Source organism: Shewanella putrefaciens, from assembly GCF_016406325.1.
In the GTDB taxonomy this organism is placed as follows: Bacteria; Pseudomonadota; Gammaproteobacteria; order Enterobacterales; family Shewanellaceae; genus Shewanella; species Shewanella putrefaciens.
Genome location: NZ_CP066370.1, coordinates 2,334,350 through 2,356,353 on the forward strand (window position 1 = coordinate 2,334,350; position 22,004 = coordinate 2,356,353).

The following is a 22,004-nucleotide window of genomic DNA, read 5'->3' on the forward strand; positions in this document are numbered from 1 at the left end:
ATCAATCATCGCTATTATTGCTTGAGCAAATGCTCAGCATCATAAGTCAAAAACCAGTCGCTTGGACTGGTTTTTGACTATTTAAGCGGCGCAGCTTGATGGCTAATTACCTTCACTCACCATATTGACCGTGTACTTAGGGATCTCAATCACCATATCACTATCGACCACTTTAGCCTGACAGGATAAGCGACTCTCAGGCTCAAGTCCCCAAGCTTTGTCTAACATATCATCTTCAAGTTCATCACTTGGCTCTAGTTCATCAAAGCCTTCACGCACAATACAGTGACATGTTGTGCAAGCACAGGACTTTTCGCAAGCATGCTCAATATTGATGCCGTTACGCAACGCAACATCAAGAATAGTTTCACCGACATTTGCCTCAAGCACAGCACCATCAGGGCACAGCTCTGCGTGGGGAAGAAAAACTAATTGTGGCATCACATCACCTATATGTTATCGATCGATTGGCCCTTAAATGCCACTCGAATAGAGTTGTCCATACGTCTAGCGGCAAAATCTTGGGTTTGCTCATCCAGTCGTTCAATCGCTTGTTTAATTGCCTCGGCATCATCGCCCGTGGCCAATTGCGCCACATTGGCCATAGTGGCATCGATCTGCCCACGCTCATCATCATTTAGCAAATCGCCATCCTTCGCTAACGCAGCATGTAAAGATTCGAGCACCCTTGCAGCTTCGACTTGCTGCTCGGCAAGCATACGGCGGCTTATATCATCTTTTGCGTACTTCATCGAATCTTTCAACATAGTCGCAATTTCAGTATCTGATAAACCAAAAGATGGTTTTACTTGAATGCTCGATTGCACCCCTGTGGATTTTTCCATCGCGGTCACACTGAGTAAACCATCGGCATCCACTTGGAAGGTCACCCGAATGTGCGCAGCACCTGCGGCTAAAGGCGGAATACCTTTCAAGGTAAAACGCGCGAGTGAACGGCAATCAGCGACCAGCTCACGCTCCCCCTGCACCACATGGAACGCCATGGCCGTTTGACCATCTTTAAACGTGGTAAATTCCTGCGCCCGTGCAACCGGAATCGTGGTATTACGCGACACCACTTTTTCCACTAAGCCGCCCATGGTCTCTATGCCTAACGACAAAGGGATCACATCGAGCAATAACAAATCCGATTCGGGTTTGTTACCCACTAAAATGTCGGCTTGAATTGCGGCGCCAATGGCGACAACACGATCGGGATCGATAGATGTCAACGGTGGTTTGCCAAAAAAAGCTTCGACCTGTTCACGCACTAATGGCACGCGCGTTGAACCGCCAACCATGACAGTTGCAAGCACTTCTTCTGCTGTGACGCCAGCATCACGTAGTGTACGGCGACAGCTGGCAATCGTCTTTTTCACTAATGCCGCAATCATGGCATCAAATTCAGCTTTAGTAACGATTTGCGTCAGTTCAGTCCCATCGGCAAGGATCACTTTCGCTTCAGTTTCTGCAGCATCCGTTAAGGCTTCTTTAACTCGACGCGATTCAATCAACAACTGACGGCTTAATTGTGAGTCGATATCACCAAGCTGCCAAACTTGCTGCATATGTTCCTGTAGCAAATGATCGAAATCATCACCACCAAGAGCCGAATCTCCCCCTGTTGCCAATACTTCAAATACGCCACGATTTAAACGTAAAACTGAAATATCAAAGGTACCACCACCTAAATCGAAAATGGCAATCACACCCTCTTGCTTAGAGTCTAAACCATAGGCAATCGCGGCTGCGGTTGGCTCATTGAGCAAACGCAAGACTTTAACACCCAACAATGCCGCAGCATCTTTAGTGCCTTGACGTTGGGCATCATCGAAATAGGCGGGAACTGTGATTACCACACCTTGGAGTTCGCCGCCTAAGGTTTTTTCTGCTCGGGCAATAAGTGGTCGCAAAATCTCAGCAGAGACTTGCACTGGATTGACTAGGCCTTGGGGAGTGACAAATAAAGGTAACCCATTTTCACTTTCGGCAAACTCATAGGGAAAGGACTGTTCACCCGTTTGAATATCGGTCAGACTACGCCCCATAAAACGCTTTACCGATACTATCGTGTTCTTTGGATCTTGGGCTGAGCTTAATGCCGCAAGCGCACCAACTTCAACAGTGTCTTGGGTATAACGGACAATGGAGGGTAAAGAATGTTGTCCATCTTCGTCCGGCAAGGTTGCCGTTTCTCCACTTCGAACTGCTGCAACCAACGAATTGGTCGTACCTAAATCGATACCAACGGCAAGTCTATGTTGGTGTGGCGCGGCACTTTGACCGGGCTCAGCTATCTGCAAAAGGGCCATATATATCCAACTTAGTAACGCCAACCCCAAAAAAATGAAGTTGGCTGAATCACATAAACACGGAAAATTAATCTAACAGAGCATCTTCAATTCTTGTCAGCTCATCATGCAATTTTGCCATAAACTTGAGCTTGCGAACTTGATCTGCCGCTAACAAAGCATCTTCATCTTTGCTACTGTTAAGTTGTGCAGTCAACATATGAGTAAGTTTGGCACGATACTCGGCAAAGGATTGATATAACTCATCAATACTCTCTTGAGGATCAGTGCTGTGACGGATATCTTCTAAAGCCTCACGCCACTCCATTTGCTGCATCAAAAAAACAGTATCTTTGACTGTGGTCGTTTCATGGCTTAGATCAATACCGCGCAGTGACAACAGATGCTCAGCACGACGAATGGGGTCTTTTAAGGTTTGATAACCATCATTCACTTGTGCTGTACGCTGCACAGACAACAACTTCTGCTGCTCAGTATCATGGGCAAACTTATCGGGATGCACCGCCCGCTGCAATTCGCGATAGCGTTCTGCAAGCACAGCGGTGTCTATATCGAAGGCAGGAGAAAATTTAAACAGCTCGAAATAATTCATGCGTCAACTTTAGCGGTTAAACAGTGAAACTCTCACCACAACCACACTCACCTTTTGCGTTAGGATTGTTAAATTGGAAGCCTTCATTGAGCCCTTCTTTAACAAAATCCAGCTCGATCCCTTGAAGATAGATAAGACTTTTGGCATCTATAATGATTTTCACATCTTCGATATCAAACACTTCATCGTCATCATTCAAAGTATCAACAAACTCAAGCACATAAGCCATGCCAGAACAACCAGAAGTTCTTAAGCCAAGGCGAAGGCCAATACCTTTGCCTCTATTTGCTAAGAAAGATCTGACTCGCTCTGTTGCCGCTGGGGTCATTGTAATCGCCATCTTAACTCCAGAAGCTACTGAGCTTGCTTCGATTTATACTCATCAATAGCGGCTTTAATGGCATCTTCTGCCAAAATTGAGCAGTGAATTTTCACTGGAGGTAACGCAAGTTCCTCAGCGATATCAGTATTTTTAATCGCTGCGGCTTGTTCAATCGTTTTACCCTTGACCCACTCAGTTACCAGTGAACTAGAGGCAATGGCACTACCACAACCGTAGGTTTTGAACTTAGCGTCTTGAATGATGCCATCAGCACCAATTTTCAACTGAAGTTTCATCACGTCACCGCAAGCAGGCGCGCCTACCATACCGGTCACGACCGAAGGATCGTTTTTATCAAAGGAACCTACATTACGTGGGTTCTCATAATGATCTATCACTTTTTCACTGTAAGCCATGGTATTACTCCAAAATTATCTATTGTTAAGTGTCAGAACTAATGATGTGCCCACTGAACTTGGTTCAGGTCGATACCATCTTTAAACATTTCCCATAACGGGGACATTTCTCTTAATTTATCAATAGATTGTGTAATAGTTTCGATAGCATGGTCGATTTCTTCTTCCGTTGTGAAACGGCCAATGGAGAAACGAATTGAGCTATGTGCCATTTCATCATTTAAACCCAGTGCACGTAATACGTAGCTCGGTTCAAGGCTGGCTGAAGTACAAGCCGAACCCGATGAAACAGCTAAATCTTTTAAGGCCATCATCAAAGACTCACCTTCAACATAGTTGAAGCTGACATTGAGGCTACCGCAAAAACGTTGAGTTAGATCACCGTTAATATACGTCTCTTCAATATGTTTGATGCCATTCCATAATTTATCGCGCAAACGACCAATACGTTCGTTATCTGTTGCCATTTCCGCTTTAGCGATCGCGGCAGCTTCACCTAAACCGACTATTTGGTGAGTCGGTAATGTACCACTGCGCATACCACGTTCGTGTCCACCACCATGCATTTGCGCTTCTAAGCGAATACGAGGTTTACGGCGAACATAAAGGGCACCAATGCCTTTAGGGCCATACATTTTATGACCAGAGATTGAAATAAGATCGACCTTTGTGGCTTGCACATCAATTGGCAATTTGCCTGCACTTTGTGCCGCATCCATATGGAAAATGATGCCTTTTGAGCGGCATAACTCACCGATTGCATCGATATCGTGGATCACACCGATTTCATTGTTGACGTGCATGATGCTAACAAGAATAGTGTCGTCACGCATCGCAGCTTCTAAACGTTCCATCGGAATAATGCCGTTAGATGCGGGCTCTAAATAGGTGACTTCAAAGCCTTCACGTTCTAGTTGACGGCAGGTATCGAGTACAGCTTTGTGTTCAGTCTTGCTGGTAATGATATGCTTGCCTTTCTTGTTATAGAAATGAGCAACACCTTTGATGGCTAAGTTATTTGACTCAGTCGCGCCAGAGGTAAACACAATTTCACGGTGATCGGCATTGATCAAATCAGCCACTTGATTGCGAGCAATATCCACCGCTTCTTCAGCTTGCCAGCCGTAGCGATGTGAACGAGAGGCTGGGTTGCCAAAGATGCCATCCATCGTCATATATTGGAACATCTTTTCCGCGACTCTCGGATCGACAGGCGTGGTGGCGGCATAATCTAAATAGATAGGAAGCTTCATAACACACTCCGTACTTAGCAGTCTCTGCCGAGGCTACATACAACGTACAATATAATTTTTATGTATAACAAGGAGCCTATAAAATGACTCTTTGTTCCTTTTGCATAGTGTCTTGCTTAAGCGAGATAAATTGCACATCGCGCTTCTGCATCAAGCCGGCAAGACTGATACCATCTAAAAAATCTGAAATTTGTTTGCTTAGATCACCCCAAAGCGAGTGCGTTAAGCAGCGAGTTCCACTCTGACAATTGCCTAATCCTTGACAACGAGTCGCATCAACGGACTCATCTACGGCATGAACAACCATACCCACTGAAATATCGTTGGCTTCTAGCCCTAAACGGTAACCACCACCAGGACCACGGACACTGGCCACTAAGCCATGTTTACGTAACTTTGCGAAGAGTTGTTCCAAATAAGAAAGCGAAATCCCTTGTCTTTCAGAGATATCCGCTAAGGGAACCGGCCCCGATGCTGAGTGGATGGCCACATCCAGCATAGCGGTTACTGCATAACGACCTTTAGATGTAAGTTTCATAGCTACCATAGCTCCCGAACAGGTATGGAAAGCATTTCAACATACCTGAGTAAATTAGTCAAGTATAAGTCCTACTAAAACACTCAGGTAATAGGTCATATTGTAAACCAATACCCTGTCATCTTGGTGGGGTATTTAACCTTTTTCTCTCTGAAGATTCAATGCCAAAACCGCAATAAATAAGCCTTAAGAGACCTAGATCGCGATCTAAAGCACTATCATTAGCGATAAACCTGATTGCTTATTCCAAAACACCACAAAGAGAGTGAAATATAAACCTATTCCCTAATCTGTGGATTTATTAACAGCACTGGCACTTCTTCTGGGCAAACACGATCTGTAGCGAAGCTTAAATGCTAGGATCAAACTCTTCTAATGAACTTTGACGTTTATCCGCTGCTGCTTTTTCTGCCTCATTAAACTCACCCATATCAAGCTCTGGCAGTTTTTCAGTGCAAACATCCCCACCTAAACGTTGTATTGCCTGACACAATTCTTGCACTTTTGAATCCATTAAATGCATATGATCTAGCATTTGACCTATGGCATTAGCGACAGGATCAGGATTATCAGGTGAAACTGCATAGGCATCAAAACCGTATTTCTTTGCCATAGCACTACGGCGTTCAGATTTTTCCTTCGATTGAGGTGAAGGGGTTGCGACAACGCGCCCAGGAATACCGACTACTGTGGTATCCTTAGGTACATCTTTAACAACAACTGAATTAGAGCCTACGCGTGCGCCATCATGCATAGTAATAGGACCAAGGATCTTAGCCCCTGCACCGACCACTACGTTATTGGCTAAGGTTGGATGACGTTTCCCTGCCTGCCAAGTCGTTCCCCCTAAGGTTACCCCATGGTATAAAGTACAATCATCACCAATCTCTGCGGTTTCACCGATCACAACCCCCATACCATGATCGATAAAAAACCGATGGCCTATGGTTGCGCCGGGATGAATTTCAACCCCCGTCAGCCAACGGGAAAACGTCGATAAACAACGTGCTGTCAAGCGCCAATCTGCCTTCCATAATTTATGGCTTATCCTGTGCAACCAAATAGCATGCATTCCTGGATAGTTAACCAAGATCTCAAAGGCACTGCGCGCCGCTGGATCACGGTGATAAATAGATTCAATATCTTCTTTTAGCCTAGCTATCACGCCCATTGTTTATCCTTCGCGATTATTTTTGACTATTGTAGGGTTAACTATTTTTGTTTATTGCTAACCACTTTATCGATGGAAGTCAGGATCCCTCTAAGAATATTCATTTCCTGGCTTTCAATCCGTGCACGACTGAACAAACGGCGCAATTTAGTCATCACTTGTCCAGGGTGGTTTTTAATAATAAAGCCCGTAGAAAATAACGTATTTTCAAGGTGTACAAAAAAACGCTCTTGATCGGCTGCCAATGGATATTCTGTCGGCTCTTGTGCAGATTCAATTCCAGCTAAGTGTGCAACGCGGGTTTCATAACAAATAATTTGTACCGCTTGAGCGAGGTTAAGTGAGCTGTACTCAGGATTTGCAGGGATCGCCACATGATAAGTACATTGTTGCAACTCTTCATTGCTGAGCCCATGATTTTCACGGCCAAAAACAATGGCAACAGGGCCAGTTACGCTTTCTGTAACCAGTTTCTGCCCTGCTTCGCGTGGTTCAAGCATAGGCCAATCTAAGGTTCTGCTGCGCGCACTGGTGGCAATGACCAGACTACAATCGGCAATGGCTTCGGCGAGTGAGTCGACTTTAACGAGGTGTTTCAAAATATCAGAAGCACCCGCGGCAAGCGCAATAGATTGACCATCGGGTTCTACGCGAGGTTCGGCAAGATATAGCGTAGACAGACCCATTGTTTTCATCGCTCTGGCGGTGGAACCTATATTGCCGGGGTGCGATGTCCCCACTAAAACCACACGAATATTACTTAGCATGAAACAACTTAATTTAATTCATAAAACACTGGGGGCGAATATTATCACAGGCGCGGGCGAATGCTTATATGAAAATCGGTATTTGATATAACAATCAAATCGAGTATAATGCCGCCCGCTATTTTAACGTTCTTTAACATCCAGGGGATTGCAATGCATCCGATGCTGACGATTGCTGTACGCGCTGCCCGCGCGGCCGGCCAAACTATTATGCGCGCCTATACTGAACTTGACCGTGTTGAAGTCAGTGCTAAAGGTATCAATGATTTTGTTACCAGTGTAGACAAGGAAGCAGAAGCGGCTATTACGTATCAAATTCGTAAATCTTACCCAGATCATACGATTGTGGGTGAAGAGAACGGCGAAAACCGTGGTAGTAACAAAGACTATATTTGGATAGTTGATCCTCTGGATGGCACTAACAACTTTATTCGAGGCATTCCCCACTTCGCTGTTTCTATTGCACTGCAACATAAAGGTAAAACTGAAGTTGCCGTCGTTTATGATCCTGTTCGCGAAGAACTCTTTACCGCTATCCGTGGTAAAGGCGCCAAACTTAACGATTTCCGTATCCGTGTTACTAATGTGAATGAATTAGCGCCAACCATGATTGGCACTGGTTTTCCATTCAAATCTCGTCAACACACCGAAACTTATATGGCTATTTTCGGTGAGGTTTTCAGTCAATGTTCAGACTTACGTCGCGCGGGTTCCGCCGCATTAGATTTAGCCTATGTTGCCGCGGGGCGTTTGGACGGTTTCTTCGAAATAGGCTTAAAGCCTTGGGATATTGCTGCTGGCGATCTGATTTGCCGCGAAGCTGGCGGTACTGTGACTGATTTTACGGGAAACCATAACTATTTGGTTTCGGGTAATATCGTCGCTGGCTCACCTAAAGTGACGACAGAATTAGTGAAAATCATGCGTCCTTTATTGAATGAAGGCTTAAAGCGTTAATTTATTCACAATAATTCACCCAAGAACCCATATTAAAAAGCCCGTGATATTTAAAAATATCACGGGCTTTTGTTTAGTTTCTCATCAAGCCAATATCTGCCAACTACCTACCCGCTAATGCTTGCGCAGGTCCAATTTGACTGGCCTTCCATGCTGGATACAGCGTTGCAATCAGACTCATCACAAATGCCATAGCAATCACTAAGATGGCATCTGAGGTATGTAATTCTGAAGGCAAAAAGTCAACGAAATACACATCAGCCGATAAAAGCTCAATACCCAATAACTGTTCAATAGCACTGGCTATCTCACTTAAATTAAGTGCAACACTAATACCAATAATTCCCCCTAAACTGCAGCCTAATAGGCCATTTAGAGCGCCCTGCACCATAAAAATGCCCATTATGCTTAAGCGGCTCAGCCCCATGGTCATTAAAATCGCAATTTCAGAGGCTTTATCCCGTACCGCCATCACGAGGGTTGAGACAATATTAAAACAGGCAACACCAATCACTAACACTAATACCAAGTACATCACGGTGCGAACCAGTTGAATATCTTGATATAAATGCCCTTGGGTTCGAGTCCAATCACTAATATAAACCGATTGTTTTTGCGCATAGCCAAGTTCACGGACTTTGGCTGGTGCATCAAATACTTGCTCGACACTGATCCGCACCCCTGTCACGCCATTCTGCATATTAAGGATCTGCGCAGCATAACGCATTGGAATATAAGCCGTCGTCAGTTCAAGCTCTCCCCCCAAGGCATAAACGCCCGAGACCACAAAACGATGACTCTTCGCTGCACGTAGACTGCCCGCATTTTCGGGGTCCATATCCTGCACATATAACGCTAGCGTATCGCCAATCTCAAGTCCTAACTTTTTCAGTAAACTTTTACCAAGGACAATATGATTCTCATCCTGCGCGAGGCTCTGCCAGCTTTCATCATTCATAAACTGGGCTAGTGTGGACACTTTAGTCTCTTCTTCAGGCGCAATTCCAACCACGGATAATCCTTGAAATCCGCCAGGCTTTTGCACTAATCCTTGCATGCGAATAAAGGGCGCCGCACCACGAATCCCCTCAATTTGCAGGGCGCCCTCTGCAACGCTCTGCCAATCGACAATGGGCTCGTTAACCCCAACAATATCGGCTTGAGGGATAACGCCAAGGAGTCGTTGCTCAAGCTCACGTTCAAAACCATTCATGGCCGACAACACCACGATCAATACCGCAACGCCCAAGGCAATGCCGGCGGTGGATGCAAAAGAGATAAAGCTAATAAAACTGTTTGATTGGCGAGCGCGGTAAAAACGCCAGCCGATAGATAACGCTAACGGTCCTTTCATACTTGGGTTTCCGCCGCGACTTGCAAGTAACCGTTTTTCATCATCAATTGCCTATCCATACGCGCGGCTAATTTATGATCATGGGTTACCACCACAAAGGCTGTACCGAGTTGATTTGCTAACTCGCGAATAAGCTCATATACGGCATCACCACTATTTGCATCAAGATTGCCCGTTGGTTCATCGGCGAGCACCAATTTAGGTTGATTGATTAACGCCCGCGCAATGGCTACTCGTTGACGTTCGCCGCCCGATAATTCGGCGGGAATATGCGTTATGCGGTGACCCAGCCCCACCCGCTCAAGTAGCAGTTTTGCATCGGCAATCGCTTGCTTACGATCTTTCCCTTGAATAAATGCGGGCATTGCCACATTTTCTAGCGCAGTAAATTCAGGCAATAAATGGTGAAATTGATAAATAAAGCCTAAATCTTGATTGCGGATCTGCGCTTGGCGAGCACTGGATACTTGATATAAATCTTCGCCTAACAGCAAAACTTTACCCGCCGTTGGCTCATCCAAAGTGCCCATAATATGCAATAAGGTACTCTTACCCGAACCAGAGCTACCGACAATGGCTAACTGTTCGCCTTTAAAGACCTGCAGATCCACATTGGACAATACTTGCGTAGTCACCGCACCATCATGGTAACTCTTACTGACATTCTGCACTTGCAGTAACACGTCTTGCATTGAGGTTCTCTCTATAAAATACTTGTTATAGGTTTGGCCATTTACCTAAGCCAACACTTGATTATTCGTATCAACTTCCGATTATTCATATCTTAGTGCAGTAGCAGGTTGCACTCTGGCTGCACGCAATGCGGGATATAAGGTCGCGAGTAACGTCACGAGTAAAGTACCCACCACAATAACGAACAGTTGCGTCAACTCAAGTTTGACGGGTAGCACTTGTCCAGCACCTAAAATAGAAATGCCAAGGGTAGACATAATCCCATTCAAATTAAGCGTGAGGAGAATGCCAACCCCTAACCCCAGCACTAAACCTAATATGGCGTTGAGCGAACCTTGCACAACAAATATGCCCATAACAGCGGGTGTAGTTAGACCTTGGGTTTTCAGCACCGCCACATCCGTGGTTTTATCCACCACCATCATCACTAATGCAGAAACAATGTTAAAGGCTGCCACGGCAACAATCAGACTGAGCATCAGTGACATCATGTTTTTTTCCATTTTCACTGCGCCAAATAAGTGCCCGTAGGTATCGCGCCAATCGCTGGTTGTTGCCTCGATATTTTGTTTGAGTAAGATATCTTGCACCTTAGGCGCTAACGCGGGTGCGCTGAAGGGATCATCAAGATAAAGCCTAAGTTGATCGATTGCTTCGCTAGGCTGGCGCATTAACCGCTTGGCATCTTGATAGTGAATATAAGCAACACCCGCATCGACTTGAGAGCCCATTTCAAATATGCCCGAAACCAAAAACTTACGTTGGCTAGGTACTGGTCCAAAGGGCGAATACACCACCCCATCACCACTTAATAATCGAACCGTATCACCTGGATTCACTTTAAGTTGGCGCGCCAACTCGGAGCCCAAAATGACCTTATATTGACCACTGATTAGTTCATCAAATGCACCTGAATAGGTGTGCTGTGCAATAACCGAAAGCTTTGCGGCAAGCTCGGGAAATACCCCAAACACTTGCACGGCGCGAATATTAGCCGCCGATTGCACCATAGCTTGGGTTGAAACACTGGGTGTGACACCTTGCACACCGGGTAAACCCTTAAGAGCATTAGCCTGTTCAGTCCAATTGTTTAAGGGCGCACTGGTATAAACCGTGAGCTGCGGCACTGCGCCAAGGATGCGTTGTTTAAGTTGACCTTCGAGACCATTCATCACAGAACTGACCACAATTAAGGCGGCAACGCCTAAAAAAATGCCCGACACTGCAAATAAAGTAATAAACGAGGCAAACGCGTTTGCTTTTCTGGCCCGCCAGTAGCGGTAACCAACGTAGAAAGGAATTCCTAAATTCATTGAAAGGGGGCTGCGTCCTGTGTGCTGAACTTGCTAAATCATGAAGATGGGCACGATAATAGGGGTTTAGGTCCTATAAATAAAGAGGCAAGCCTTGTTCACTGACTCCAATCCGTATTTTAGTGTGCCTCACCCCTTCACAGCTTACCTAAGTGCATGGCCGCAGAGTCAGCCAGTACCCAGTGAAATAGCATTAAGATCAATGCAATCATTGGGGATACAGCTACTCAGTGAAGTCAAAGAACTCGAGGCAAACTGCCTACTGCAACTGCGGCATATAGATAATGAAGCTAAGGCCGTTGTCGACTTTCTCAAACTACAATCCCGCAAAGTCGATTTAGTACTGCAACATGTACTAGAAAAAGAAACCCAAGAAGGCGATAAATTCCAGGGCTGTCAATTTGGTGGTAGCAGTATTCGGCTGATAAGCGCCAGCCCACTCCCCCTTGGCGCCCAGTATAAAACGACGCTTTTTATCCACGATGGATTGGTCGCCATTTTATGTTTCGCGAAGGTAGTCGCAAGTAACCCTGATACAAGGGTTCAAAACGATGGCGATCCCACTGCCGAGCAATATTTTATCGATCTTGAATTTAGCCAAATTCTTGAATCCGATATCGAACAATTGGTAAAAGCCAGCCTTAACGTACAACAAAAACAACTGAAACTGCGTAAACTTGCCAGAGATGGAAACCAATAATGGCTGACTTTTCACTGGCACCTGCGCCTGCAAGTCTCTACAATGTCTGCAACTCTTTGTGAATGAATCAGTTTATATTCCACGCCAATGACTCACTTTTCAGCCCTAACGCCACCAGTCGTCAAAAATGGTACTCAAATGCAAACCCTATCCGCACTCGGTGGTGTTTGCCAAGCGGTCACACTCGCCAGCTTAGTGCGCCAACATCCAGGGACAACACTGCTTGTCACCAGCGACACGCCTAGCGCCTTAAGCTTAGAGTTAGAGCTCACCTATTTACTCGGTAAATGTGATATCAAGGTTCGGCTATTCCCAGATCGTGAGACCTTGCCCTATGACAGTTTCTCGCCCCATCAGGATCTGATCTCTCAACGCCTAGAAACCCTGTCACAAATATCCCAAACCGAACACAGTGTGGTTATCGTCCCCGTCACCACTTTGATGATGCGCCTGCCACCTAAAGCCTATTTAAGCGCCAACGTTTTTGTACTTAAAAAGGGCGATAGATATCAATTACACAATGTACGCCAACATTTAACTGATACAGGTTACCACTTGGTGGAGCAAGTGTATGAACATGGCGAGTTTGCTATCCGTGGTTCGATTTTGGATATTTTCCCCACGGGCGTTAATATGCCGCTGCGCATCGAGCTATTCGATGATGAAGTTGAGACCATTCGCCATTTCGACCCTGAAACCCAGCGTTCGTTACATCCTGTTGAGTCCATTCGACTATTACCGGCAAAGGAGTTTCCGACCGACAGCGCCGCCATTGAAGGATTTAGACAAAGATACCGCCGCCGTTTTGAAGTGATAGTCAAAGAGCCTGAATCGGTTTACCAATTGGTGAGTCGTAATCAAATGCCCGCAGGGATTGAAAATTACCTGCCACTGTTTTTTGATGAAGTCGCCACCCTATTTGATTACTTACCCAAGGAGACTCAACTTGTCACCCTTGGGGATATTGAAAAATCCGCCCGAGCCCATTTACAGGAAGTCGAAACCCGCTACCAAGACAGACGTGTCGATCCACTGCGGCCACTGCTCGCGCCTAAAGAACTGTATTTACTGATTGAAGAGCTATTTGCGGCATTTAAACCACTGCCGCGCTATCAGTTTATTTCGCCCACTACCGAGTCGGCAGAGACAGGTAAAGCCACAGTTATCGATGCTAATCAACTTCCCGATATCAGTGCGAATCACAAATTAAAGCAGCCATTACTCGCATTACAAGATTACGCCCAAAATGCACCGCGGATGCTATTTAGCGCCGAGTCTGAAGGACGGCGCGAAGCCCTGCTTGAACTCTTAAGTAAAATCCAACTTAAACCCGCATTATTCAGCCATTTTGATGAATTTATTCAAAGTGATGCCAAACTGGGGCTTATCGTTTCGCCACTGTCACGCGGCTGTTTACTTAAGCTCAGTCCAAAAGATGCCGTGAGCATTATTTGTGAGACAGAACTTTTTGGTCACCGTATCTCCCAGCAGCGGCGCCGGGAAAAACAGCGCCAGATCAGCAATGATGCACTGATTAAAAACTTAGCCGAACTAAAAGTCGGTCAACCCATAGTGCACCTCGAACACGGCGTGGCACTATACCAAGGCTTAGTGACCCTAGACACGGGCGGTTTAGTAGCCGAATACCTGCAATTAGAATACGCCGGTGGCGATAAACTCTATGTACCCGTATCGAACTTACACCTGATCAGCCGTTACAGTGTTGGTGCAGATGAAGACGCCCATCTCAATAAACTTGGCAACGAGACGTGGGCTAAAGCCAAGAACAAAGCCATAGAGAAAATCCGCGATGTGGCAGCCGAACTGCTTGATGTTTACGCCCGTCGCCAAGCGCGTCCCGGCGAAAGTTGCCAGATTGACGAAGAGGAATATGCCCAATTTGCCCAAGGGTTCCCCTTTGAAGAAACCGTCGATCAAGAAAGTGCTATCCATGCCGTATTAGCAGACATGCGTTCCCCAATTGCCATGGACAGACTTGTATGTGGTGACGTGGGCTTTGGTAAAACGGAAGTCGCAATGCGCGCGGCCTTTGTGGCCGTCAACGCAGGTAAACAAGTAGTTGTACTGGTGCCCACCACACTGCTTGCCCAGCAACACTATGAAAACTTTAAGGATAGATTCGCCGATTGACCCGTTGTCACAGAGGTGATGTCGCGATTTAGAACGGCAAAAGAACAAACCCAAGTGCTCAAGCAGCTGGAAGAAGGTAAAGTCGATATCGTTATCGGCACCCATAAGTTACTGCAATCTGAAGCTAAATTTGAAAATCTCGGCTTACTGATCATTGATGAAGAACACAGATTCGGTGTACGCCAAAAAGAAAAAATTAAGGCGCTGCGGGCCAATGTGGATATTTTAACCCTCACAGCAACCCCCATTCCGCGAACCTTAAATATGGCCATGTCGGGCATGCGTGATTTATCTATTATCGCCACCCCACCCGCTAAACGCTTAGCCGTAAAAACCTTTGTACGCGAATCCGATCCCGCAACCGTGCGCGAAGCCATTCTGCGGGAAATTCTGCGTGGTGGCCAAGTCTATTATCTGCATAACAATGTCGAAAGCATTGAAAAATGTGCCCAAGGGATTATCGACTTAGTGCCTGAAGCTCGCGTTGTCGTCGCCCATGGTCAAATGCGTGAACGGGATCTTGAGCGTGTAATGTCAGACTTTTATCATCAAAGATTCAACGTGTTAGTCTGCACTACTATTATCGAAACTGGGATTGACGTCCCCAGCGCAAATACCATTATCATCGAGCGCGCTGATACCTTTGGTCTGGCACAATTACACCAACTGCGTGGTCGTGTAGGCCGCTCACATCATCAAGCCTATGCTTATTTGATGACACCACACCCCAAACGCATGACAAGTGATGCCCGTAAACGCCTTGAAGCCATTGATGCACTAGAAGATCTTGGTGCTGGATTTATGCTCGCAACCCAAGATTTAGAGATCCGCGGTGCGGGAGAACTCCTTGGGGACGAGCAAAGCGGCCATATTTCCAAAATTGGTTTTAGCCTTTACATGGAAATGCTCGAGTCGGCGGTAAAAGCGCTTAAACAAGGCAAAGAGCCATCGCTTGCGCAAATGCTCAACCAGCAATGTGAAATCGAACTGAGGATCCCAGCGCTATTGCCTGAGGCCTATGTGAGCGACGTAAATATTCGCCTATCCTTATATAAACGCATTGCAGGCTGCGAAACCCAAGAGGCACTCGATGAATTAAAAGTCGAATTAATTGATCGCTTTGGCTTACTGCCAGAGGCAACTAAAAACCTCATGGAAATGACGCTCTATAAACATCAAGCAACTCGCCTAGGGGCGACTAAAATTGAAGTACACGCCAAAGGCGGCAGTATCGAATTTAGCCATGATCATGTGATAGATCCGGGTTTTATTATTGGATTACTCCAAAGCCAGCCACAAATCTATCGAATGGAAGGGCCGAATAAGTTAAAGTTCAGTCTTACTGCTGAAACAGCCAAAGATAGACTCGATGTAGTCAAACTCTTGCTTGAACAATTATCGCAACATCGTCTTGGAGATAAATAGTGTTACGTCAACTCGCGGTCTCTATCGCCACCCTCATTGCACTATCGCATAGCCAGTTAGCCCGCGCTGAGGCTTGGTTTGAAGTGGAAGTCTATATCTTCGAACGCAAAAGCCAATCAACCGAGCAATGGCCAGATACTCCCATAGCCACTAAGACGAATCGAGTCATTGACTTAATCTCACCCGTTGTCGGCCAAGCGGTGACACCAATGGCCACGGAGTCAGCACCTTGTACTTTAGTATTTGATGCTGAGGCCAATAGTCACTGTGCTGAAAACCTCAACACAGATGGCACCTCAAGCATCGATCCCTTAGCCAATATGTCAGATAGAGTAGAATACCGTTATCCCTCCGTGATACCCGCCCAAATTGGTAGCAATGGAACTCAATATGGCTCTGCAAAGGGAGAACCTATATTACTCTCGACGAGCCAAGGTAAGTTTTCAAGTATTATTAATAGCTTATCAAGGGAGCGGGGAAATCGCAGCCTATTACATATGACATGGCAGCAACCGATGCGTACTAAGAATGGCTCAGTGCCTATCCGTTTATTTGCGGGCAAAGATTTTTCAGGAACCTACCATTTTGACGGCCGAAAAATAGTGCAACAGGCTCTCAATGAGTCCATATCGAATACCAATGGCAGCACAGTGTCAGCACCGGCAATTTCCCCTGTATGGGAACTTGATGGCACATTAAATATCTATCTTAACCACTATTTGTATATTGAAACGGCATTAAATTTACGTAAAGAAGGTAGAAAAATGTTACCCGCGCCGACGGACGATGCGAATGTCAGTACGTCAGCTTCACTTACGGCCCCTAAGGTAATGACACCTTATTTAATGGCAATTCCACTTGAGCAAAATCGCCGAATCAAAAGTGAAGAAATCCATTATTTAGATCATCCCGAAATGGGTATGGTGATCCAAATACGTAAGATGGCACAACCAAGTGCCCAACAACAAAACCAAAATGCCGAATCGATACAAACGGTTGGACAATATTAAGCAAGCTCGTACATTGCAAAAACGAAAGTCAAATCAGTGCGCCAAAATTAATGCTTCATTTTTTGACTTAACACTGCACTGTTATTTAAGACTGTACAATGGAGAAGTCGAGGTAAATATCATCGCCCTCGTCTTCTCCCACAGTCACTGTTAATCCCTCGGTACAAGGTACACCCACCTCGCACCAAGCAATCAAATTATTCACCGCAATATCACTGCCCTGCGCTAACACTTCGACACTACCATCACGACAATTCGTTACATATCCCGTTACACCTAAGGCTCTGGCTTTAGTCAGCGTTGCATGACGACAACCCACACCTTGTACTTTACCCATCAAATTAATTAATACACGCTTCATCTCACGCCCCTTTTGCACACAAGCCTGTTATTGAATTAAGCATAGCCGCAATTATCCGAAGGCTAAGTGTTAACCTATGGATCTATAGAGCAAAAAACAAACAATATTTGAATTTACGCAAAAAAACAGCTAACAAAACTGCAGTTAGCTGTGTCGGGCGACATACGCAAAGGGATATCCAATAAATGGACAAATAAAGCAGCGATTTTGTATCATTTTGTTACAGAATAGCGAGAATCGCTACTCTACACAATAAATAATTATTTTCAAGAGTTTGAAAAATAAAACTATCCACCTTTAGGGAATATAATACTTTTAGTTGAAAATCATCTTAGGCTTCTGTCTATATTGTTCATATTTGAAAACACCCATGTGATCACAGTAAGCATCAGACTATTTTGATGCTTATACCAATCGTATTAAAGGTGAGATAGTGTTTATCTGGTAGGCTAATGATGACGAAACAAAGGGGTTGGTAATTGAAATGTCGCTATTCCACTTCAATCACGAGCGGCGTACATAGCAAAAAAGTTAACGTAATTCCAGCAAAGGATATGCAAATGGCAAAAGCAGAAAACCGGCTCATCCGCCGGTTTTTGCTTTATTACGCACTCACCTGATTAAGCGATAACATGCTACTCGCTTATCATCTGACCATTTTGATAGCGATATTCGGATGACGGTTCACCATTAACGTAGTACACCAACCTGCCGTGCAGTTGATTATCAAGATACTCATCACTTTGCAGTAGGCTACCATCTTCGTTAAAGCTGTAGCTTTTACCTTGCAATTGACCTTTCTTATCATATTGCATCTGCCCTAATAAATGGCCGTTAGCGGAAAAGGCCTGCCAGTTCCCTACTTCGTGTCCTGCCTTATAGTTGCCATGCCATAGCTTAACCATGCTGTAGCTGCTTTCATCTTGCAGCAGCCATTGGCCTTCGCGCTGACCATTAACATATTGACCTTGGGCCTGCAATTGTTTATCAAAGCCACGCTGTAGATACGCGCCATGTAACTTTTCGTTTTTATAAAACGCTTGATGCATTACCGTGCCGTCTGTGGCGATTTCGCTCTGTTCACCATTAAGCTGGCCTTGTTGGTTAAACTGCTCATTACGGGTCGTATCAGCGTTTTTGGTCACCCACTTACCAACCTTTACGCCTAAGTGATATTGCCCAGTGACAAATCCACCAACTACGGCATTATCTTCGCGATATGCACCGTGCATTTTACCTTTGCGGTAGTTTATTCGTCTGATATAGCCATTCCAGCCATCACCGATATACAAACCTTCGTAGTGCCCCTCGAGTTGTTCTTCGCGCCCAATCAATTCACCGGTTGCAGTAAAACGCTGACGTAGGCTCCAATCTTTGACAGTATCATACTGATATTGATAGGTTAATACTCCTGTTGCATCGAAGCGTTTTTCAGTAGTCATCCGACCTTTAGCGAGGTATTGCGTGTCGTTCTGGCTTACTACTTTACCAGCATCATCGTAGGTAATATTTTGAATTTCACGGCCATCCTTATCGTACAATTGTTGCGCTGCTAACTGCCCTAGTTGATCAAAACGCTGCTGGTTTCCCACCTGCTTATCATGCTGATAGTGTTTAATTTCTCGTAGCACATCTGCGGCCTGATAAATCAACACTTCACCGTGTAATTTCCCCTTAATGTAAAACTCTTTGGTGAATAACCAGCCTTCCTTTGTCCAATACAGTCGCTCACCTTCTCTTTTTCCTGCCACCATATTCACGGTTTGTTCTGGCTGACCATTGGAATGAAAGCTTTCATAAAGCCCTTCCATACCGTTAGCACCATAGGTTACCCGTGTTTGCAACTGGCCATTGTCAAAATAACTTTGCGATAAACCTAATTCAGCCCCATTCACGCGATGCTGATGATCTCGTAATTGGCCATTGGTATGGTAACTTTTCTGCTCACCATGCAACTGCCCATTCAGGTAGTGGTACTCTCCCGAGAGCGTTCCATCTTCCCAGTAATGCAAATGTGCTCCCTGATAACGCCCTTGTGCATCGCCACTGCCTTTGCGAGACAGTTGACCGTCGGGATAGAAGAACTCGAAATCACCGACAAGATAACTCTCGGCTAAATTAGGTCCTTTAACGCTACCCTTAAAAACCGGCTTATCCGTCTCCAGATAAAATAGCTGCACTGGCAACACGCCATTTTGCTCTGTTGCCGCTTGCTCCTGATAATAGATAGCTTCGCCCGGCACATCGCTAACCCGCCATAGTTCGTCGAGTAAGATCCGCTCCGCTGACAGATTAAATGACATCAAGAGTACTGATAATACTAATAAAACTCTCATATCACCTCCTTAAGGTAACGGTGGGAAAGTGTTAACCCACTGTTTATTGACGGGTTCGCCGCTTATCGTCAAATACTCTATCGCGGCTGCACGCCCCGCCAGTACAAACCAGCGCTCCTCACGTAATACTTGCTGCAACGGACGCTGATAAAAATCATCGCTCTCATCTTGAATAGCAGGAGCTAGCGGTACATTCTGCGCATTTAAAAAACGATAACGGCGCATAAAATCGGCCACAGTTTGACGGGTATCAACATTCGGCAATTGCGTGATATCAATCAACCAGCTTTGCTCGGGGTGATACACTAGCGCTTGCCATTGAGGCGTACCTTTACAGGCCAAGGTGCTGCTGACATTGATATCGTAAAAATTGCGGCGGATCCCATCGGCGCTACTCAATTGGTACAGTACAGACTTATCCAGCCCACCACCGAAACCCGAATTAGTGTTAGAGCTTATATTTGTCCATTGCAGTGTGTGCCCGTTTACCTTAGGTGCATCCACAACACTGAGCGTACACACCGCTGCCTGCTCTGAGGTTAACAACAAGCTGACACCGTACTTAGCCACGATTTGCGGCTCAAGTAAGGCGATATCGACAGGTGTGATAGCTTGCGGCTGATTATCATAAGCCGCATACATATCATCACGGTAAAGCAGTTGTTGCTGGACTGGTGGATACGCCACATTTTGCGCGTAATCTAAGGTCGGAATAAAACGAATATTTTTAGTCAGTTCGCCGCTGTCAGCCGCAGTATTCACATAGAGTGTCAGCGTTGGCGGCACAGTGGTAAAGGTAAACTGCGTGGTCGTTTCATATTGGTCAAATGACACCAGCGCCAACATATTTTGCTCTGCTGAAGTTAACCAATCCGGTCCAGTGGGCGGCGGTGAAAGATACTGCACCATAGCGCCTTCGGCACCATCATAATGCCTATATAACCAAGATTTGTCAGAACCTCGCGATTTCAATAAATAACTGAATGGCTTGTCGGGGAGCGGCGAGAGTTCCAGTTGTAAGTCTTCATACTGCAAGGTCACGGTTTTGCTGGGATCGGGTGTCAGGTTAAGTTTTACCAGTTTTGCGCCATGATAATGGGCTTTTGCGCGAAACTCAGTAACCTGCGTTAAGAGTTCATTCGGCGCATTCCAGCCGATAAGCAGATTTTGCTGAACGGATTGATAAAAACCATCCTGCTCTGGATAACTGTAACTGCCCACCTTACTCAGTTGCAGCGGTAGCACTGTGCCATCCGCACTGTGTGCCGTGATATCGGTTAAGTTAAACCCACCTTCGGGTTTATAACCTGAAAAATCATGTTGATAAGTTAGATTCAACAAGTCATCTTGCTGGTAAAAGTAACCCGCATCATAGGCAAATACGACATCTTGGGTTAAAGCTTTATTAACGTCATCCAGCACAATGTCAGGCTGTTTTGGATACTCAAAGGCAGGGAAATCATAATCAAAACCTAAACGCTGCGTTAGATCACCTAGCTGGCGCTGTTGCGGCAACATAATGACATTGCTGCGCACTCTGCCTTTATAGCCGTAGCGCTCAAACGGCGCTTCCGCGACTAAGGCTAACTGCGCTAACCAACCCCGCTCACGCTCTAACATCAACTGACCGTATATTTTGGCTTGCTCACTGTCACTTTCAACTTTGGCTAACACATGCGAGTCTGTGACTTGTAGTACGGTAAGCTTGGCATTGGCGTGGCCTTGATAGGCAGGAAGCGCAACAACTGCACCTGTTTTAGCGGGTATAGAACTTAGAAAGGCCGATGAACTAAAGAGCTTTTTCAGTTCCTGCTCAAGCTCTGCACCGCGCTCAGCCAACTGAGCTTGCCATACCGATTTGTTTAGTGCGCTAAATTCTTTAATGCTGCCATTGTCTAGATTTAACGTAAATTCAAATCCTTGCGAGAAAATAGCGTGCATTTCTGGATTACGATCGGCTCGTTGGCCACTGCTGACACCGCTTCCTTGACCATCGCGCATGTTCATATAATCGACATGTACTTGAAACCGACTGTTTTTGCCTGTTTCGAGGACCTTATAACGCAACAATTGATGTGAGCTGGTGTTAACCGTTTCGGTACGCCGACCATTATCTACTGTGATCTTGCTGGTGCTATAAAGCTGATACGAGCGTTCTTCCCCTTTTTCAGGTGTAAACTCAACATCAGCATCCCCAAAAGAACAGGCCGATAATAAACAGCATGCAACTACGCTAACCAAGTACTTCATGGTTATTCCTTGTATCTCAAATAGTAAGCGCCGCATTATGCCCTTTCGTGCCCAGTAAATAAAATGCTTTGGCTATTTATGCC

18 protein-coding genes and 1 pseudogene are annotated in these 22,004 nt (G+C 45.6%); 4 read left to right on the forward strand and 15 right to left on the reverse strand.

Annotated features, from left to right (window positions below; all coding sequences use genetic code 11):
- Window positions 1–102 precede the first annotated feature (102 nt).
- The 9 genes from fdx to trmJ form a co-directional block, all read right to left on the reverse strand.
- Complete coding sequence (gene fdx / locus JEZ96_RS10430) at window positions 103–441, reverse strand: ISC system 2Fe-2S type ferredoxin (RefSeq protein ID WP_011789194.1); 339 nt, start codon at window positions 439–441, stop codon at window positions 103–105.
- Between the two features lie 8 nt (window positions 442–449).
- Complete coding sequence (gene hscA, locus JEZ96_RS10435) at window positions 450–2,312, reverse strand: Fe-S protein assembly chaperone HscA (RefSeq protein WP_061783299.1); 1,863 nt, start codon at window positions 2,310–2,312, stop codon at window positions 450–452.
- A gap of 67 nt (window positions 2,313–2,379) precedes the next feature.
- Window positions 2,380–2,904, reverse strand: a complete 525-nt coding sequence (gene hscB, locus JEZ96_RS10440) for a co-chaperone HscB (protein ID WP_025007715.1) — start codon at window positions 2,902–2,904, stop codon at window positions 2,380–2,382.
- A gap of 16 nt (window positions 2,905–2,920) precedes the next feature.
- Window positions 2,921–3,244 (reverse strand): iron-sulfur cluster assembly protein IscA, encoded by a 324-nt coding sequence (gene iscA, locus JEZ96_RS10445; RefSeq protein WP_011789191.1) that lies wholly within the window; start codon window positions 3,242–3,244, stop codon window positions 2,921–2,923.
- A gap of 14 nt (window positions 3,245–3,258) precedes the next feature.
- A complete protein-coding gene (iscU, locus tag JEZ96_RS10450) occupies window positions 3,259–3,642 on the reverse strand; it encodes a Fe-S cluster assembly scaffold IscU (RefSeq protein ID WP_011789190.1) in 384 nt (127 codons plus the stop codon).
- 38 nt (window positions 3,643–3,680) lie between these two features.
- Window positions 3,681–4,895, reverse strand: a complete 1,215-nt coding sequence (locus JEZ96_RS10455) for an IscS subfamily cysteine desulfurase (RefSeq protein ID WP_011789189.1) — start codon at window positions 4,893–4,895, stop codon at window positions 3,681–3,683.
- 76 nt (window positions 4,896–4,971) lie between these two features.
- On the reverse strand, window positions 4,972–5,433 hold the full coding sequence (gene iscR / locus JEZ96_RS10460) for a Fe-S cluster assembly transcriptional regulator IscR (protein ID WP_011072275.1): 462 nt from the start codon (window positions 5,431–5,433) through the stop codon (window positions 4,972–4,974).
- Window positions 5,434–5,782: 349 nt separating this feature from the next.
- Entirely contained in the window at window positions 5,783–6,604 is an 822-nt protein-coding gene (gene cysE / locus JEZ96_RS10465) for a serine O-acetyltransferase (RefSeq protein WP_011789188.1), read from the reverse strand.
- Between the two features lie 41 nt (window positions 6,605–6,645).
- Window positions 6,646–7,371 carry a tRNA (cytosine(32)/uridine(32)-2'-O)-methyltransferase TrmJ gene (gene trmJ / locus JEZ96_RS10470; protein WP_011789187.1) on the reverse strand — a complete coding sequence of 242 codons (726 nt, stop codon included), beginning with the start codon at window positions 7,369–7,371 and terminating at the stop codon, window positions 6,646–6,648.
- A 153-nt stretch (window positions 7,372–7,524) separates the two neighbouring features.
- Here trmJ and suhB point away from each other — a divergent pair, with 153 nt between their 5' ends.
- Window positions 7,525–8,328: an inositol-1-monophosphatase gene (suhB, locus tag JEZ96_RS10475; protein ID WP_011789186.1), complete on the forward strand. Its 804-nt coding sequence runs from the start codon at window positions 7,525–7,527 to the stop codon at window positions 8,326–8,328.
- 103 nt (window positions 8,329–8,431) lie between these two features.
- Here the strand turns inward: suhB and lolE are convergent, their stop codons facing one another.
- The 3 genes from lolE to JEZ96_RS10490 all read right to left on the reverse strand — a co-directional run bounded on the left by lolE (window position 8,432) and on the right by JEZ96_RS10490 (window position 11,688).
- Window positions 8,432–9,682, reverse strand: coding sequence for a lipoprotein-releasing ABC transporter permease subunit LolE (gene lolE, locus JEZ96_RS10480; RefSeq protein ID WP_061783300.1), 1,251 nt, complete (start codon window positions 9,680–9,682; stop codon window positions 8,432–8,434).
- Window positions 9,679–10,374 (reverse strand): lipoprotein-releasing ABC transporter ATP-binding protein LolD, encoded by a 696-nt coding sequence (gene lolD / locus JEZ96_RS10485; RefSeq protein ID WP_011919392.1) that lies wholly within the window; start codon window positions 10,372–10,374, stop codon window positions 9,679–9,681. Before lolD ends, lolE begins: the two co-directional genes overlap by 4 nt.
- An 81-nt stretch (window positions 10,375–10,455) precedes the next feature.
- Entirely contained in the window at window positions 10,456–11,688 is a 1,233-nt protein-coding gene (locus JEZ96_RS10490; protein ID WP_061783301.1) for a lipoprotein-releasing ABC transporter permease subunit, read from the reverse strand.
- 94 nt (window positions 11,689–11,782) lie between these two features.
- On the opposite strand from JEZ96_RS10490, the gene JEZ96_RS10495 reads away from it, so the two are divergent.
- The 3 genes and pseudogenes from JEZ96_RS10495 to JEZ96_RS10505 all read left to right on the forward strand — a co-directional run bounded on the left by JEZ96_RS10495 (window position 11,783) and on the right by JEZ96_RS10505 (window position 16,974).
- Window positions 11,783–12,388: a hypothetical protein gene (locus tag JEZ96_RS10495; RefSeq protein WP_128090075.1), complete on the forward strand. Its 606-nt coding sequence runs from the start codon at window positions 11,783–11,785 to the stop codon at window positions 12,386–12,388.
- An 87-nt stretch (window positions 12,389–12,475) separates the two neighbouring features.
- Window positions 12,476–15,964 (forward strand): annotated as a pseudogene (mfd, locus tag JEZ96_RS10500) (transcription-repair coupling factor).
- On the forward strand, window positions 15,964–16,974 hold the full coding sequence (locus tag JEZ96_RS10505) for a peptidoglycan binding protein CsiV (protein WP_011789180.1): 1,011 nt from the start codon (window positions 15,964–15,966) through the stop codon (window positions 16,972–16,974). The pseudogene mfd and the gene JEZ96_RS10505 overlap by 1 nt, the downstream one beginning before the upstream one ends.
- A gap of 85 nt (window positions 16,975–17,059) precedes the next feature.
- On the opposite strand, the gene JEZ96_RS10510 is transcribed toward JEZ96_RS10505, so the two are convergent.
- From JEZ96_RS10510 to JEZ96_RS10520, 3 genes are all read right to left on the reverse strand, one after another.
- Complete coding sequence (locus tag JEZ96_RS10510) at window positions 17,060–17,335, reverse strand: acylphosphatase (protein WP_025007717.1); 276 nt, start codon at window positions 17,333–17,335, stop codon at window positions 17,060–17,062.
- 635 nt (window positions 17,336–17,970) lie between these two features.
- On the reverse strand, window positions 17,971–19,671 hold the full coding sequence (locus JEZ96_RS10515; RefSeq protein WP_061783303.1) for a toxin-antitoxin system YwqK family antitoxin: 1,701 nt from the start codon (window positions 19,669–19,671) through the stop codon (window positions 17,971–17,973).
- A 9-nt stretch (window positions 19,672–19,680) separates the two neighbouring features.
- On the reverse strand, window positions 19,681–21,921 hold the full coding sequence (locus JEZ96_RS10520) for a hypothetical protein (protein WP_082785986.1): 2,241 nt from the start codon (window positions 21,919–21,921) through the stop codon (window positions 19,681–19,683).
- Between the last annotated feature and the right edge of the window lie 83 nt (window positions 21,922–22,004).

Excerpts from the sequence above, each read along its gene's own strand:
- fdx (WP_011789194.1), bottom strand. The coding sequence starts at position 441 with ATGCCACAATTAGTTTTTCTTCCCCACGCAGAGCTGTGCCCTGATGGT.
- hscA (WP_061783299.1), bottom strand. The coding sequence starts at position 2,312 with ATGGCCCTTTTGCAGATAGCTGAGCCCGGTCAAAGTGCCGCGCCACAC.
- hscB (WP_025007715.1), bottom strand. The coding sequence starts at position 2,904 with ATGAATTATTTCGAGCTGTTTAAATTTTCTCCTGCCTTCGATATAGAC.
- iscA (WP_011789191.1), bottom strand. The coding sequence starts at position 3,244 with ATGGCGATTACAATGACCCCAGCGGCAACAGAGCGAGTCAGATCTTTC.
- iscU (WP_011789190.1), bottom strand. The coding sequence starts at position 3,642 with ATGGCTTACAGTGAAAAAGTGATAGATCATTATGAGAACCCACGTAAT.
- JEZ96_RS10455 (WP_011789189.1), bottom strand. The coding sequence starts at position 4,895 with ATGAAGCTTCCTATCTATTTAGATTATGCCGCCACCACGCCTGTCGAT.
- iscR (WP_011072275.1), bottom strand. The coding sequence starts at position 5,433 with ATGAAACTTACATCTAAAGGTCGTTATGCAGTAACCGCTATGCTGGAT.
- cysE (WP_011789188.1), bottom strand. The coding sequence starts at position 6,604 with ATGGGCGTGATAGCTAGGCTAAAAGAAGATATTGAATCTATTTATCAC.
- trmJ (WP_011789187.1), bottom strand. The coding sequence starts at position 7,371 with ATGCTAAGTAATATTCGTGTGGTTTTAGTGGGGACATCGCACCCCGGC.
- suhB (WP_011789186.1), top strand. The coding sequence starts at position 7,525 with ATGCATCCGATGCTGACGATTGCTGTACGCGCTGCCCGCGCGGCCGGC.
- lolE (WP_061783300.1), bottom strand. The coding sequence starts at position 9,682 with ATGAAAGGACCGTTAGCGTTATCTATCGGCTGGCGTTTTTACCGCGCT.
- lolD (WP_011919392.1), bottom strand. The coding sequence starts at position 10,374 with ATGCAAGACGTGTTACTGCAAGTGCAGAATGTCAGTAAGAGTTACCAT.
- JEZ96_RS10490 (WP_061783301.1), bottom strand. The coding sequence starts at position 11,688 with ATGAATTTAGGAATTCCTTTCTACGTTGGTTACCGCTACTGGCGGGCC.
- JEZ96_RS10510 (WP_025007717.1), bottom strand. The coding sequence starts at position 17,335 with ATGAAGCGTGTATTAATTAATTTGATGGGTAAAGTACAAGGTGTGGGT.
- JEZ96_RS10515 (WP_061783303.1), bottom strand. The coding sequence starts at position 19,671 with ATGAGAGTTTTATTAGTATTATCAGTACTCTTGATGTCATTTAATCTG.
- JEZ96_RS10520 (WP_082785986.1), bottom strand. The coding sequence starts at position 21,921 with ATGAAGTACTTGGTTAGCGTAGTTGCATGCTGTTTATTATCGGCCTGT.